This window comes from Sphingomonas glacialis (assembly GCF_014653575.1).
Taxonomy (GTDB): Bacteria; Pseudomonadota; Alphaproteobacteria; order Sphingomonadales; family Sphingomonadaceae; genus Sphingomonas; species Sphingomonas glacialis.
This window is the reverse complement of record NZ_BNAQ01000002.1, coordinates 804,780-820,134: the sequence shown is the minus strand read 5'-3', so window position 1 is coordinate 820,134 and position 15,355 is coordinate 804,780. Positions and strand designations below refer to the sequence as shown.

Here is a 15,355-nt window from a genome sequence, read left to right as displayed (position 1 = left end):
CGGTTACGAAAAGCCGGAAAAGCAAAAAAGGGCGGCGGCAGCGCAAAACCGGGAAAAATCTGCCCTTGCTGTGGTGACCCTATGGTCAAGCGGTGGGGCGGTGGCAACGGCGGAAAAGCGTTCCATTATGGATGCAAAGCCTATCCCAGCTGCAACGGCGTGCGAGCGGCGCCGGGCAGGGGTAGTCGACCGTAGTCGCATGAGCTCTGTCGATCGCCGCTGCGACAGGCGAAGTTGAAGCAGTCCATGGCGGGTCGCTAACCCAGAGGCAGATAGTTCCGCAGCGCCATGCCTCTAGATCTCGATGACTGCGGAAGTGGCACACCGTTCAGTGCAGGTCCCCGCAACCACACCCACATACCAAACCGTCTCAGGATACCCCGAGGCGGTTTTTTTGTGCCTGCGTTCCGTGGCTTGTCGCCAATTCGTCGCCGCTCGCCGCTCGCGCTTGGATGCCTTTTTGGCCCATGATGTCGAGTTGCATTTGGGGGTATTTCCGGGGCGGCACGTCGTAGCGCATGCCAGTCTCAGGAGCAGCCAATCGTTGCGGCAGGCGGCGGCATGGTTGATGCCGTGAATCACGCAGATTGCGATCGTCCTCTAGACCCTGGCAGTCGTCACGTTCGAAGGCGCGTATGCTGTGCTCGCCCATGTCGCGCATCAGACGGTCCAGCAGGACGATAAGATTACCGCACGCGAGATGCTCGGCGGCTTCGCCATGGCGGGACCACGCCAAGGCGCTGAACATGATTTTTGACTTCTGTCGGCTTCCCTGGTGCGGATCGCCACTCAGGCATGTGGTCGCCGCCGCTCGAGCGGATGCGCGGTGATGCAGCACTATCGAGTGCGGTGTCGGCGATCACCGCTGCGATCGTGGGCGCACTGCGCAACCGCGCGGTCGGGTCCGCGCGCCACACCACTTTTCTGCATCACCAAGCCGGTTGCGATCGGTCCGTTGCGTTTCGTTGCGCCAATCGCGACAAGCATCGACGGCGAAGGCGATTGCTACCGCCCCGATCCTCGCCGTGTTCGGGCTAAGGCTCGAGATTTTCGCGATCGTTGCTGACGTGTCGGCTGCCGGAATTCCCCCTCACAATACCGCGATGGTGGTCCGAGCGCAGCCGCCAGTATTTCGGCGGAACGCGATAGTCGATAGTCGGTCTGGCATCGCCTACACCTTCTCGTCGGTCCGATCGATCAGGATTCGCGTACGGTGTCGAGGACACGCTCGTCCTTTGGCAACGTAAGCCGTACCAGGACCGGCATCGCGAGCAATACCAAGGGGTATTGCAAGATCAGACCGGCGATAATCGCAATCGCGAGCGGTTGCTGGATCCCCGAGCCCTGACCGATAGCCAGCGCAAGTGGCAGCAGCGTGAAGATCGCCGCGAGTGTCGTCATCGTGATCGGGCGCAGACGGTTGCGGCTCGCCTCGCGCGTCGCCGCTGCGGGCGGCATGGTCCGCGCCAGCTCTTCGAATTCCGAGACGTAGAAGATCGCCATCTCGGTGCCGATGCCGATGATCATCGTCATTCCCATCAGCGCCGTGATGTTGAGATCGACCCCCGCCGCCCACAGCGCGGTGAACACAGCAGTGGTCGACAGCAGCGAACAGCCGATGATGATCACCGGTAACCAGAAGCGGCGATAGAGGAGCAGCAGCAAGACCAGCTCTGCCACCAGCGCCGCCCCGAACACCTTGATCAACCCGGCAAAAGCGATCTGTTGCTGCTGGTAGAGGCCGCCCAGTTCATACCGCACGCCGGGGCCGAGAACGCTTGGCCGGTCGAGCGCCGCCCGCACGTCGCCGACCGCAGCACCGATCCCGCGGCCTTGGATCCGCCCGGTCACCGCGATCATCGGTTCGAGGTTTTCGCGGCTGATCTGCGGCTGCCCGGTCACCGCCTCGATCGTGGCGACGCGCGACAGCGCAAAGACGTGTCCGTCGCTCGCGCGGATCGGCAATTGGGCGAGCCCGGCTTCGCTGAGCGTCAGTGCGTTGGGCAAGCGCACCCGCACGTCGACCGCCTTGCTCGGCTGGGCGAGCGTGGTTGCAATGCTCCCGGTCAGCGCGGCGCTCAACTGCGCCTCGATATCGGCGGGAGCGACACCCTCGATCCCGGCGCGGACCGGATCGACATGCACGTCGAGCGCATCGCCCGCGAGCTGCACGCCATCCTTCACCTCGACCACGCCGTCGATCTTACCGATCAGCGCAGCGACCTTGCGCGCCTCGCCCTGCAGGACCGAAGGGTCGGCGGCATAGAGCTTCACCTCGATCGGCTGCGGCACTGCGGTCAAGTCGCCGATCAGATCCTCGATCAGCTGCGCGACTTCGACCTGGACGCCGGGTACCTCCGCGGTGATCCGCTCCGCCACCGCCGCCGCGATCTCCTCGGTCGGGGCGGCATGACCGGGCTTGAGCCGCACGAAATAGTCGCCGTGATAGCTCTGCCCGAGATCGCCGCCGAGCCCGGTGCCGAGCCGGCGCGAGAAGGTCAGCACGGCCGCGTTGGCCTTCAACATCGCGTCGATCTGGCCGACCTGCCGCCCCGTTTCATCGAGCGACGTGCCGGGCGCAGTGTAATAGTCCATCACGAACCCGCCTTCGTCGACCTTGGGCATGAAGCCGCTCGGCACGTTTTCGTAGCTGACATAGCCGATCGCCAGCAGTGGCACTGCGGCGATGGCGAGCAGCCAGGGGCGTGCCGACAGGCGGTCGAGAATGCCATCGTGGAGCCGCGCCATACGCCCGACTCCGGGCGTGCCGGGGTCATGCCACGCGCTGAAATCGACCAGCCAGCGAACCAGCACCGGCACGACGAACGCGGTCATCGCCCAGGAGATCGCAAGCGCCGCCGCCATCGTCAGCGACAGTGCCTTGGAGAAGGCGCCGGTCACCCCGGTGAGGAACGACAGCGGCACGAACACGATCAGCGTTGCAAGACTCGATCCGGTGAGCGGCGCGAGGAACTCGCGCGCCGCCGGGATCACCGCGGCGTCCCCGGCGGGTCGGCCGTCAGCGCCGATCGCGCCGGCGCGGCGTGCGATATGCTCGACCATCACGATGACGTCGTCGATCAGCAGCCCGACCGCCGCGGCGATCCCGCCAAGCGTCATGATGTTGAAGCTCATCCCCAGCATGCTGAGGACGAGCACCGTTGCCGCGAGCGTCGCGGGCACGACGATGACCGCGACCAGCGTCACCCGCCAGCTGCGCAGAAAGCCCAACAGCACCACCGCTGCGAGCACGAGCCCGATCAGCACTGCATCGCGCACACTGGCGACCGATTGCGTGACGAGCTCGCTCTGGTCGTACCAGCAGACCAGCTTGACGCCGGGCGGGAGCGCGAGCGTGGCGAGCTTCTGCTGGACGGCCTGCGCGATCCGCACCGCATTGCCGTCGGGCTGTTCGTAGATGTTGAACAGCACCGCGGGCGTGCCATCCTCGACGATGCGCTGCCACACCGGGACGGCACCATTCTGCACGGTCGCTACGTCGCGAACGCGGACGACGCCCTGCGGATCGGGAGAGACGATGATTGCACCGATCTGCGCCGCGGTCGTCACGCTGCGATCGGCGATGACGAGCGACAGGCGCCCGCGATCCTGCACCTGTCCGACCGCGCTCAGCACATTGCCGTTGCGGATCGCGGTGGTGAGGTCGGCCATCGACAGAGCGTGATCGGCGAGCCGGTGCGGATCGGCGAGCACTTGCACCTCGGCGGTGTCGCCCCCCTGCACGCCGACGCGCGCGAGCCCTGGGACCGAGGAGAGCAACGGCGTGATCTGATATTTTGCGATATCCTGCAGCGCGACCGGATCGGCGGCGGTCGAGACGAGCGCGTAGGAAATGATCGGGAACACCGTCGGGTCCATCCGCCGGACGGTGTATTGGGTGCCACTCGGAAGCGACGCGATCGTCCGCGCGATCGCCGAATCGACCAGCAGCGTGCTCGCGACCATGTCGCGGCCCCAGCCGAAATCGATCGAGATCTGCGCTGCCCCGCGGCTGGTCGCGGAACGGACGTCCTGCACACCGGGGATCGCGCGGAGCGCTTCCTCGACCGGGCGGGTGACGGTCAGCGCGGTCTGATCGGCGGGGCGGCTGCCGGCATCGAGATCGACGACGACGCGCGGGAAGGACACTTGCGGAAACAGTCCGATCGGCAACGACAGCGCGGCGACGAGCCCCGCCACTGCCAGCGCGATGGCGATCAGGACGAAGGCGCGCGATTGCTCGCGCAGCAACCGCTCGAGCATCAGCGCGTCCACCGCACGGCGGCACCGTCGCTGACCTGATAGGCACCATCGACGATCAGGCGACGCCGGGGGTCGATCGCCCCGCTGACGACATCGCCCGCATCAGAGGCGAGCGCCACCGTGACGGGGACGGCGACCGCCTTGCCGCCGCTGACCTGAAAGACGTGCGTCGGCCCGCCCGCGGTGACGACGGAGCGATGCGGCACCACCCAGCCGGCGACGTGCCCAGTGGCGATCGCGACCTGCATAGCTTCGCCCGGCAACAGGCTTCCGACCGGAAACGCAACGTCGACGTCGACCAGCCGGGTCTTGGCATTGAGCGCATTGCTGACCCGTAGCACGCGTCCGGTCAGCGACGTTCCGCCCGACAGCCGGACGAGCGACGCGGATTGCCCGACCGCGACGCGACCGCGCTCGGCAGGGTCGACGCCGGCGGTCACGACGATACCCGTTCCCTTGGCGACCGTCAGGATCGGGGCGCCCGCTTGCGTCCGGTCACCCTGGGCGACGCTCACGGTGGTGACGACGCCGTCGAACGGGGCGGTCAGCGTCTGTTCGCCGTTCCCCGCGCCATCCGCCTGCAACGCCGCAAGCGCGGTCTGCGCGTCGGACACCGCCTTTTCCGCCTGGACCAACTGATCCTGCGTCGCGAGCTGTTGCGACAACAGCTGCGCGGTGGTCGTGCGTTGCTTGCGTGCCGCGCTCAGCGCATCGACCGCCTGGCGGTACAGGCTCCGCGAGGCGGGCGCGGTGGCGAAGCTGGCGAGCGGCTGCCCGCGCCGGACCGCCGTGCCGGGGGCGACCATCAGCCGCGTGATCTGGCCCGGCTGCGCTTCGTTGAAGCTACGCGTTCCGTTGAGCGCGGGCGCAACGGTGCCATAGCCGATGACCGTTTGGGGCAAGGATCCCTGGATCGGAGCGACTGTGGAAACGAGCGCGCTCGGTACTGCGGTTTGTGCGGAATCTGGGGTGCCCCCCGCACCGCAGCCCGACAGCGCCAGCGCGATCGAGAGACCGAGCGGCACCCTCATCGCGACACCGCCCGGGCGTCGTCGGCGCGCAAATCCACGGTCGGCAGGCCATCGCCGACAAGCGTCTGGATCGCAACCTGTCGGTCGAGCAATCCCAGTTCCAGCGTCATGATCTCCTGTTCCTTGGCAAAGCGGTTGTAGACGAGGTCGACATAGCCCCGCTCGTCGATGTTGGAAGCGCCGAACGCGGCCTGCGCGCGGTCGGCGGAGGACCGCGCCGCGGGTAGGTCGCGGCGCGCGACCGCGAGCTGCGCGGACAGTTGCTCCATCTCACGCAGCAACGCACCGACCGTGCCGACCGCCGTCGCAAGGCGCGCGGCATAGTCGGCCTGGAGCTGCGCACGAGTCGCGCGCGTGATCGCGACATTGCCTTGGTTGCGGTCGAAGATCGGCAGGCCGATCGCGACATTGGGGCCGCTGTTGATGACCTTCGAGCTGTCGCTGCTGACGCTGCCGCCGAGAACGACGTCGGGGAATTGCGCGACGATGGCCTGGCGCAGCTGCTCGTCGGCGGCGGCATAGCCCATCCGCAGCGCGATCAGATCGGGGCGGCGGTCGGGCAACGTCGCGAGCTCGGCGCGGATCGCGGCGGGGTCGAACCGCGGCAGATCGATCTGCGTCGCGAGCGGGACGACGACGTCCGGCGCGAGCCCGAGCAATGCATCGAGCTGATGCATCAACGCCAATTGCCGCTGATCGAGCGCATCGAGCGCGGTCCGCGCGGCCTGCAGCGCGACCCGGTCGGGCGCGACCGTCACCAGCGTGACGTTGCGCGCGGCCAGTGCCTGTTCGAGCTTGGCGTTGCGCGCGGCCAGCAACCGATAGGCCGCGACATAGCTTTGCCGACTGCCTGCGCCGAGGATCAAGTCGCCTGCGACTTGCCGCGCCTGCCCCGCGACTTGCCATTCCTGCCAGACGATATCCGCGGCGACCTGGCGCTCGCTGTCGACAGCGGCGCGGCGGCGCGTGCGGTAGGTGAGCAGCGCCTTGATGTCCTGGCTGAGGCCGATGTTCCACGCGGGCACCGCCCCGCCACCCGATAGCAGCGGGAGGAAGGCGCCGGTCAGCGACGGATTGGGCAGGACACCGGCCTGTCGCGTCTGGCCCGCGGCAATCGCGCGCCGCAGCCGTGCCGCCTTGAGGTCGGGGTTGTTGGCGAGGGCGAGGTCGACCACTTGCGCGACCGACAGCGGTTCTGTCGCGACGATCGTTTCCGCCCGCGCCAATGATCGCACGTCGGCCGCCAGCGGTGGCGCGGTCGCCAGCGGGAGCGGGGTGTAGTGCGCGCACCCGGTCACCCCGCTCAGTGCGGCGAGCGCAGCCATGGCGCGGCGCGGAAGGGTACGTCTCAACGCGGTCAACTCCGGAAGCCGAGCCACGGAAAGAACGCGCGGCCGTCGTGCGATATGGCATAGACGGATGATGATCCGGATGTTGTTTATTCCCAACTTGCGCGCGACGCGGGACGTCCGGCTAGGCGATCGTGCTACGCAGCTGGTGGAGGTGATGCGGTGAACCTGCTGCTGCTCGAGGATGACGAAGCGACCCGCACCCATCTGGAGCGCACATTGGTTGCGGCAGGGCATGTCGTCGACGCTTGCAGCAACGGTAGCGACGCGATCGTCCTCGGGTCCACCAACGATTATGCTGTCCTCATCCTCGATCGCATGGTGCCCGGAGTCGATGGGCTTGGCGTGCTCAAGGCGCTTCGCGCGGCCGGTGTTCGCGCCCCCGCGATTTTCCTCACCGCGATCGACGGCGTCCATGACCGCGTCGAGGGGCTCGACGCGGGCGCCGACGATTATCTGGTCAAGCCGTTCGCCGCGATCGAGTTTCTCGCGCGGGTCAACGCCTTGTTGCGCCGCCAGCCGGCTCGAGACGTGGCGACCGTGCTGCGCGTCGCCGATCTCGAAATCGATCTGATCAAGCGCAGCGTGCGGCGTGGCGGCCGGGCGATCCCGTTGCAGGCGCAGGAGTTCAAGCTGCTCGAATATCTCATGCGCCACGCAGGCGAGATCGTCACAAGGACGATGCTGCTCGAAAATGTGTGGTCGTTCCATTTCGACCCGCAGACCAATATCATCGAAAGCCACATGAGTCGCTTGCGCTCGAAAGTCGATCGCGGCTTCGATCAGGAACTGATCCATACGGTGCGCGGCGCGGGCTATCGGTGCGATGGCCTGGCTTAGCGGTTTCCGGAGCGGGGCGTTCCGCTTTGCCTGCCTGCTCGCGCTTGCGTTCGCGGCAGGTTCCGCGCTCGTCTTGGTCGTCGTCGAGCGGTCCATCGCGCATTATGCGGTCGATGCCACCGAAGGCGGCCTGACCAGCGAGGCCGCGATCCTTGCCGGCGAGGACCGAGAGGAGGGGCGAGCAAGCCTCCTCGGGGCGATCGCCCGGCATCGGCGCGCGAGCGGCGCGGAAGCGTTCCGATACCAGGTGATCGACCGCGCCGGACGCCTGCTGGTCGACGATATCGGCACGCCGACGGTCAGGCTCGGCTGGGGGCAGGTCGCGGTGCACGACGACCCGCAGGACCCTGCCGCCGAAACCTTGCGGAGCCTCGGGGTTGCCCTCCCCAACGGCGGGACGCTGGTCGTCGCCACCGACACTTACGACATCCAGGAATTGCGGCGTGCGCTCGACCGGTTCCTGGTCGTCGCGGGAGCGGTCATCACCGTGCTTGCGCTGGTCGGTGGCTATCTCATTGGCGCGCTGTTCATGCGCCGCCTCGACCGTGTGAACGCTGCGATCGCGCGGGTGATGGCGGGCAATACGGCCGAACGTCTGCCGCCGATCGGTATCAGCCGCGAATTCGACCAGCTCTCGGCGAACCTCAACGCGATGCTAGACCGGATCGGCGCGCTGATGGACGGCCTGCGCCAAGTCACCACCGACATCGCCCACGATCTGCGCACTCCGCTCGGGCGGCTTCGCCAGCAGCTCGAGCAAACGCGCGATGCGCGTGACCCGGAGCGGTTCGACGCCAGCATCGACACCGCCATCGCGCAGACCGACGAGATTCTCGCGATCTTCCGGGCGTTGTTGCGGATCGGGACGCTCGAGGGGGGCGACGGGCGCCAATATTTCGCTCCGCTCGATTTGAGCGAACTGGTCGGGCGAGTGATCGCCGCGTATCAGCCCGTTGCCGAGGACGATGGGAAAACCTTGATCGCGGCGCATGCCAACGGTCTGCTGATCGAGGGCGATGCCGAATTGCTGGCGCAGATGATGACCAATCTGGTCGACAATGCGATCCGCCATACGCCGGCCGGCAGCACGATCGTCAGCCGGCTAGAGCGGATCGACGGCGCGATCGTCGCGAGCGTCAGCGATGACGGACCTGGCATTCCGCCGCATGAACGCGACGCCGTGCTGACTCGCTTCTACCGCCTCGACCGCAGCCGAAACTTGCCGGGCGCAGGGCTCGGCATGGCGCTGGCCGCGGCGATCGCGGCGCTCCATCGCGTCCGCCTCGATTTGCTCGACAATCGCCCCGGCTTGCGGGTTCGCCTGACCTTCGCGCAGCCCGCACGCGTGGTCGAGACCGGGGTCGCAGCGCTGGATTAGCGATCCCTAACGTGACCGCGGTGGGGCGCTGGGGCAAAAGGCAGCCCTCATCTTCGTGGAGACCGCCATGCGCCGCCCTTCGCTTCTCGTCCTGCTCGCTGCAGCTGCCGCCACGCCGTCCGGTCTCGCCGCGACGCCCGCGCCGATCTATGCCGTCACCCAATCGATCGCTGGGCCCGACGGATCGTGGGACTATGCCCGCACCGACGACGACGGCACTTTCGTGTATGTCGCGCGCAGCAACGCGGTCACGGTGCTGGAAGTGGCGACCGGCAAGGTCACCTCGCTCGGCAGCGTGCAGCGCGGTCATGCAGTCGTGCCGTTGTCCGGCGGCAGGCTGCTGGTGACGAGCGGGACCGATGGCACCGTGCGGTTGTACGATCTGCGGTCGGGTGCCGAAATGGCGAGCATCGCCGTCGGCAAGAAACCCGACGCTGCCATTCTCGATCCGCAGAAGACCCATGCCTATGTCATGAATGCCGATAGCGGCACCGTGTCGGTGATCGACCTCGCCACCAGCAAGGTGTCTCGCACGATCCCGGTCAAGCCCGCGCTCGAATATGCCGCGTTCGGCGCGGACGGGACGCTGTTCGTCAACAACGAGGAGGCGGACCAGATCGAAACGGTCGACGTCGCGCGCGGGGTCGCCGGCAAGGCGATCGCGCTGCCGGGCTGCAAGGCACCGACCGGGCTCGGCTACGACAGCGCGCACGACCGCCTGATCGCGTCGTGCGCCAACGGCAAGGCCGCCATCGTCGACGCCCGTCGGCGGCAGCTGAGCGCACTCGTCGATATCGGCGCGGGGCCCGACGCCGTGATTATGGACGAGGCGCGCGGGCTCGCGTTCATCCCGTGCGGGAAAGACGGGGTGCTCGACATCCTCTCGCTGAAAGGTGTCCGGGTGGAAGCCGTGGGCGTCGTGACGACCGAAGTCGGCGCGCGCACCGGCGCGCTCGATCCCAAAACGGGCGCGCTGTATCTGCCAACCGCGAAGTTCGGCGCGGCTGCAGCGGGCGGCGGACGTCCCGCGATGGTGCCGGGCTCCTTTCACATTCTGGTGGTCAAACCTGCGCGTTGAAGGTGCGGTTTTGCGATCGTCGAAACTTTGTTCAACGATCGTCGGCACAGCCACGCGCGCGGCAAAAACCGCGCGCGCCGAGGAGAAGGCGGCTTCCCATCTCATCAACGTCCAGTCCGCCGAGGACATCGTCAAATATCCCACGACGCAACGCGAATTCTACGACCAAAGCTACGAGGCGGGTGTTCGGTTCAAGTTCTGACGATCTCGCGCGTTTCTCCGATGGTGATGCATACCGGCGGCGCAGCGTCCTGTAGCGTGCGTAGTTTCCGATGCTGTTCCGTCGCGGCGGCCTGCCAGATAGCGCCATCGCGACACGGCGTGCGCTTCAGAATGGGTGAAGCAGTCCCCGCCCGGTCGACGCTTTCGAGGAGACGACTGATGGCCGGCACCGACTCACGCATCAAAGACGTCGGGCCACAGCCGCAGTCGTTCGACCTCGAAAGCGCGACCAAGGACAGTGCCGAGTATCGGTCCGTCGCGTGGAGCGGCCGCTATCTGCAGGTGACGTTGATGTCGATCCCGGTCGGTGGCGATGTCGGTCTCGAGGCGCATCCCGACACCGATCAGTTCCTGCGCCTCGATGCCGGCCATGGGCGCGTGCAGATGGGTGCTGCCAAGGACGCGCTGACTTTCGAGAAAGACGTTTCGGACGGCTGGTGTGTGCTCGTTCCGGCGGGGACGTGGCACAACATCACCAACACCGGCACGACGCCGATGCAACTCTATACCGTCTATGCCCCCGCGCATCACAGGCCAGATACCGTGCAGGCGACGGCAGCGGCGGCCAAGGCCGACCAGGGCGACGAACCTGCCGCCTGGTCGGTGCAACCAAAGCCTGCAGCCGACACGCACGGTTGACGGGGGAGATGCGCAAGGTTCGGATCGACATGGCCGGGCAGCGCTATGCGCGGCTTCTGGGCGTGGATTTTTCGCACACCGATCGGCACGGCCATTGTCATTGGCTGTTCGCCTGTGATTGCGGCACCATGATCGTGGCGCATGGCGGCAACGTACGGGCAGGAAGCACCACGAGCTGTGGCTGCAGACACCGCGAGATCAGCGCCGCGCGGCTGCGCACGCATGGCGAGCGCGCTGATAAACGGCATGCGCCGACCTACCGCGCTTGGCAGGCGATGAAGAGCCTGTGCGACAATCCAAAGGTCAGCGGCTATCCGCAATGCGGCGGCCGAGGGATTGCGGTGGCTGCGCGGTGGAGAGACGATTTTCCCGCATTCCTGGCGGATATGGGCGAACGCCCGCTCGGAATGACGCTCAGGCGGGACGATGCCCAACGCGACTTCGGCCCGAACGCCTGTCATTGGGCAGTGGTGCCGACGCGCGCTGAGCGGGCTGCTCGCTCGTGGAGCCATCGCCACGCCGAGGTGTAAGGCGGATGATCGGCGCGCGCCGGGGGATCGCACGGGCTGACGTGGCGGCGACCCTATGCGGTATCGAGGGCGGCGATGATGGGGCAATCCGGTCGCCCGTCACCATGGCATCGTTCGGCGAGATCGAGCAGCGTATTTCGCATCGCCTCCAGTGCAAGAGCCTTGCGGTGAAGGTCGTCGGCGCGCGCCAAAGCGAGGCGCTTGACGTCGATGCTCTGGCGGTCGCGATCGTTCCACAGTCCCAGCAGCGAGCGGATGTCCTCGATCGGGAAGCCCAGATCGCGCGCGTTCGCGATGAAGCGGAGGCGGTGCACATCGGCATCGGCATAATCGCGATACCCGCTGTCGCGGCGGAGGGGCGCCGGGATCAGGCCGATCGTCTCATAATGGCGGATCATCCGCTGCGAGACGCCGCTCGCCTGCGATGCGGGCCCGATTTTCACAGCTTGGCCCGGTTCAATCGCAAGGCATTGGTCACCACGGTGAAGCTCGACAGCGCCATTGCCGCGCCCGCGATCATCGGTGACAGCAGCAAACCCGTGACGGGATAGAGCACGCCGGCTGCTATCGGAACTCCGATGCCGTTGAACACGAACGAGAAGAACAGGTTCTGGCGGATGTTGCGCATCGTCGCGCGGGCCAGACGGCGCGCGCGCACCATCGCCGCCAGATCGCCCTTGGTCAGCGTCATGCCCGCGCTCTCGATCGCGACGTCGGTGCCGGTGCCCATTGCCACACCCACGTCTGCCGCGGCGAGCGCGGGCGCATCGTTGATGCCGTCGCCTGCCATCGCGACCTTGGCACCCTTTGCCTGGAGCTCGCCGATGATCCGCGCCTTGTCTTCGGGTTTGAGCCCGGCATGGACCTCGTCGATCCCGCCGATTGCCGTGGAAACGGCTTGCGCGGTTGCCTCGGCATCGCCGGTGAGCATGACGATCCGCAACCCTTCCGCCTTGAGAGCGGCAATGGCGTCGCGCGCGGAGTCCCGAATGGGATCGGCGACCGCGATCAATCCGGCCGGCTTGCCCGCGATTGCGACGAGCATCACGCCCGCGCCGTCACGGCGATAGCGTTCCGCTGCCTCCGCGAGGGACCCCGCATCGACTCCGATCCGGTGCATCTGCGCCGCATTGCCCACCACGACCGCCTTGCCATCGACATGACCGCTGACACCCAATCCGGTCTGCGATGCAAACTGCGCAAGCGACCCGAGCTTCAGTTTTGCGTCCTGCGCGGCACGCAGGATGGCAGCGGCCAGCGGATGCTCCGACTGGCCCTCCACGGCCGCCGCCGCCGCGAGCACCGTATCGCGATCGAAGCCGTCACCAGGCTAGATCGCGGTCACCTTCGGGCGGCCCTCGGTCAGCGTGCCGGTCTTGTCGATCACCAGCGTGTCGACGACGGCCATCATCTGAAGCGCCTCGGCATCCTTGATCAGCACGCCGCCGCGCGCACCACGCCCGGTGCCGACCATGATCGACATCGGCGTCGCGAGCCCTAACGCACACGGGCAGGCGATGATCAGCACCGCGATGGCGTTGAGCAAGGCATGGCCGAAGCGCGGCTCCGGCCCCACCATATTCCAGACGACGAAGGTAAGGATCGCGATCCCCACCACCAGCGGCACGAACCAGCCCGACACCCGGTCGGCGATCGCCTGGATAGGCGCGCGGCTGCGCTGCGCCTCGGCGACCATCTTGACGATCCGCGCCAACACCGTGTCGGCGCCGACGGCACGCGCCTCGATCGCCAGCGAGCCGGCGCCGTTGATCGTCCCGCCGGTGACGGAAGCACCCTTCTGCTTGAGCACCGCTGCCGGTTCGCCGGTCAGCATCGCTTCGTCGACCGACGACCGGCCATCGACCACGATGCCATCAACCGGCACTGCCTCGCCGGGCCGCACCCGCAGCGTATCGCCGGTGGCGACGTCGGAGAGGGGGATTTCTTCCTCGCTGCCATCCTCGCGCAGCCGCCGCGCTGTCTTCGGCGCGAGATCCATCAACGCGCGGATGGCTCGACCCGTCGCCGCGCGCGCGCGCAGTTCGAGGACCTGCCCGAGCAGCACCAGCGTCACGACGACGCCAGCCGCCTCGTAATAGACCGGAATGACCCCGTGCATGCGGAACGAGGACGGGAACACGCCGGGCGCGATCGTCGAGACGAGACTATAGCTGAATGCCGCGCCGACGCCGAGCGAGACCAACGTAAACATGTTGAGGTGTCGCGTGCGGATCGACGTCCATCCGCGCTGAAAGAATGGCGCACCCGCCCACAGGACGATCGGTGCGGTGAGCGCGAGCTGGATCCACGGCGAATATGTCGGCGGCACGAGCGTGATGCCGAGCATCTCGGCCACCATCGAAATCGCGAGCAACGGAACGCTCAATACCCCGGCCATCCAGGCTCGTCGGGTAAAATCGGTGAGTTCAGGGTTTGGCCCCGTATCGAGCGTCGGATCTTCGGGCTCGAGCGCCATGCCGCAGAGGGGGCACGTTCCCGGACCGTCGTTCCGGATCTGGGGATGCATGGGGCATGTCCATACTCCACCGGGGCCCGCTTTGGGCGCGGGTACGGGTTTGCCGGCGCGGTAGGTCTCGGGGGCTGCGATAAATTTGCTCCGGCAGCGCGCACTGCAAAAGGAATAGCGGTGACCTTCATGGTCGGCGTGATGTGCGGTCTTTGTCGCGTCCACGGTCATGCCGCAGACGGGATCGGTCACCATCCCGTCCGCTCGAGGACTGTCGGCATCGAGGCCGTGCACGGGAACATCGCTGGTCATCTGGGTCTCCATGCGAACCCAGATAGGGTCTGACACCGTGTCAGGGTCAAGCCCGGAGCCGGTCTGGTTCATGACGCACAACGCGCCGGCCATCACTTCGGCCCTGTGAACGCGGGAGCGTGCGTTGGCGCCCGGGGCAACCGCTGCGCCGCCGCCGTCACGCTGCTCGAGCGGAGCGGCAACTCCGAGCGATGCCGACCGAATGCCGGCACCGCACCAGAAAGCGTACGGGGTTCCGCGCAGAAATGCCTATGGTCGATCACCGCCGCCCGTCGCGCGTGCCGACGCAGGACGTAGCTTGGCGCATTCACGCAAAGGAGCGTTCGTTCAATGACAGCTCGGGATATACCGATCATCTGCGTCGGCGGATCGGCGGGTGGCCTTGATGCGTACAAGCGCTTGCTCGACAATTTGCCGAGTGATCTCGGGGCGGCGATCGTGATCGTGAACCATTTGCGAACCGTTTCGACCCTGCTCCACGAAATCCTCCCGCGGCATACCGCGATGCCGGTCGAGCTCATTACCGAAGGGCTCGATATCCGACCGAACCACGTCTTCATCATCCCCGCGCAACGCGACCTGCACGTGCTGGACGGGGCATTTCGCCTCACGGCGATCTCCAAACCGCGGGGATGGCCGGATGTCATCACCGTCTTCCTGCAATCGCTGACGCACTATTGGCATGGCCGGCTCATCGCGGTGATCGTGTCGGGCTATGACGGCGACGGTGCGGACGCGCTGTGCGGGATTCGCGCGTGCGGCGGGGTCACGATCGCCCAATTGCCGGCATCGGCGATTCAGGCGGACATGCCCGACAGCGCCATTGCCAGTGGCTGTGTCGATTTTATCCTAGGTCCCGAAGATATCGCCGCTAAAATTGCAGAAATCCTCGGATCGGATAGCGAGTAGGCGTCCGTCGGCTCGCGATGGTTGTTCCGTGCGTAGTTTCCGATCCTTGGGCGGCCGTGTTCGTCACCATAGCATCTGGCCCGAGGACCGCTCCACTCCGCCGCGGTCGGCCGGAAAGACCAGCGCCATGTCAATCGAAACCAGAGCGTTTTTGCGCGACCGGGCACGCACCGAAGACCTGATCGCGGCGGCAACCGACTGTGGCCCCGCCGCATGGTCGCACGCCCATCTCGCGCGCCTCTACCGTGCGCGGTGTATCGACACGGTGGGAGAGGCCGCGGCGTGCCGCGATTGCGATATGCAGGCGGACTGCCGGACACTGATATCGGCCGGATAG

13 protein-coding genes and 1 pseudogene are annotated in these 15,355 nt (G+C 66.8%); 8 read left to right on the top strand and 6 right to left on the bottom strand.

Annotation, left to right across the window (positions count from 1 at the left end; translation table 11 throughout):
- Positions 1 to 370: 370 nt before the first annotated feature.
- The 4 genes from IE187_RS10490 to IE187_RS10475 all read right to left on the bottom strand — a co-directional run bounded on the left by IE187_RS10490 (position 371) and on the right by IE187_RS10475 (position 6,619).
- On the bottom strand, positions 371 to 748 hold the full coding sequence (locus IE187_RS10490) for a hypothetical protein (protein WP_189676175.1): 378 nt from the start codon (positions 746 to 748) through the stop codon (positions 371 to 373).
- A gap of 449 nt (positions 749 to 1,197) precedes the next feature.
- Positions 1,198 to 4,263, bottom strand: coding sequence for an efflux RND transporter permease subunit (locus IE187_RS10485; RefSeq protein WP_189676174.1), 3,066 nt, complete (start codon positions 4,261 to 4,263; stop codon positions 1,198 to 1,200).
- Positions 4,263 to 5,294, bottom strand: coding sequence for an efflux RND transporter periplasmic adaptor subunit (locus tag IE187_RS10480; RefSeq protein ID WP_189676173.1), 1,032 nt, complete (start codon positions 5,292 to 5,294; stop codon positions 4,263 to 4,265). Before IE187_RS10480 ends, IE187_RS10485 begins: the two co-directional genes overlap by 1 nt.
- Positions 5,291 to 6,619: a TolC family protein gene (locus IE187_RS10475; RefSeq protein ID WP_189676172.1), complete on the bottom strand. Its 1,329-nt coding sequence runs from the start codon at positions 6,617 to 6,619 to the stop codon at positions 5,291 to 5,293. Before IE187_RS10475 ends, IE187_RS10480 begins: the two co-directional genes overlap by 4 nt.
- Positions 6,620 to 6,805: 186 nt before the next feature.
- Here IE187_RS10475 and IE187_RS10470 point away from each other — a divergent pair, with 186 nt between their 5' ends.
- The 6 genes from IE187_RS10470 to IE187_RS10445 all read left to right on the top strand — a co-directional run bounded on the left by IE187_RS10470 (position 6,806) and on the right by IE187_RS10445 (position 11,330).
- Complete coding sequence (locus IE187_RS10470; RefSeq protein ID WP_189676171.1) at positions 6,806 to 7,483, top strand: winged helix-turn-helix domain-containing protein; 678 nt, start codon at positions 6,806 to 6,808, stop codon at positions 7,481 to 7,483.
- Positions 7,470 to 8,861: a sensor histidine kinase gene (locus IE187_RS10465; RefSeq protein ID WP_189676170.1), complete on the top strand. Its 1,392-nt coding sequence runs from the start codon at positions 7,470 to 7,472 to the stop codon at positions 8,859 to 8,861. Before IE187_RS10470 ends, IE187_RS10465 begins: the two co-directional genes overlap by 14 nt.
- A gap of 67 nt (positions 8,862 to 8,928) precedes the next feature.
- A complete protein-coding gene (locus tag IE187_RS10460; RefSeq protein WP_189676169.1) occupies positions 8,929 to 9,939 on the top strand; it encodes a YncE family protein in 1,011 nt (336 codons plus the stop codon).
- Between the two features lie 10 nt (positions 9,940 to 9,949).
- Entirely contained in the window at positions 9,950 to 10,141 is a 192-nt protein-coding gene (locus tag IE187_RS10455; RefSeq protein WP_133190882.1) for a hypothetical protein, read from the top strand.
- A gap of 179 nt (positions 10,142 to 10,320) precedes the next feature.
- On the top strand, positions 10,321 to 10,800 hold the full coding sequence (locus tag IE187_RS10450; RefSeq protein WP_189676168.1) for a cupin domain-containing protein: 480 nt from the start codon (positions 10,321 to 10,323) through the stop codon (positions 10,798 to 10,800).
- Positions 10,801 to 10,808: 8 nt separating this feature from the next.
- The gene (locus IE187_RS10445; protein ID WP_189676167.1) at positions 10,809 to 11,330 is read left to right on the top strand and encodes a hypothetical protein; all 522 of its coding nucleotides are present in this window, start codon (positions 10,809 to 10,811) and stop codon (positions 11,328 to 11,330) included.
- A gap of 53 nt (positions 11,331 to 11,383) precedes the next feature.
- Here IE187_RS10445 and cueR read toward each other — a convergent pair whose 3' ends face one another.
- Entirely contained in the window at positions 11,384 to 11,773 is a 390-nt protein-coding gene (cueR, locus tag IE187_RS10440; protein ID WP_133190876.1) for a Cu(I)-responsive transcriptional regulator, read from the bottom strand.
- Positions 11,770 to 14,052 (bottom strand): annotated as a pseudogene (locus IE187_RS10435) (heavy metal translocating P-type ATPase). Before IE187_RS10435 ends, cueR begins: the two are co-directional and overlap by 4 nt.
- Positions 14,053 to 14,439: 387 nt before the next feature.
- Here IE187_RS10435 and IE187_RS10430 point away from each other — a divergent pair.
- Entirely contained in the window at positions 14,440 to 15,018 is a 579-nt protein-coding gene (locus tag IE187_RS10430) for a chemotaxis protein CheB (RefSeq protein ID WP_189676166.1), read from the top strand.
- 127 nt (positions 15,019 to 15,145) lie between these two features.
- The gene (locus IE187_RS10425) at positions 15,146 to 15,355 is read left to right on the top strand and encodes a hypothetical protein (protein ID WP_189676165.1); all 210 of its coding nucleotides are present in this window, start codon (positions 15,146 to 15,148) and stop codon (positions 15,353 to 15,355) included.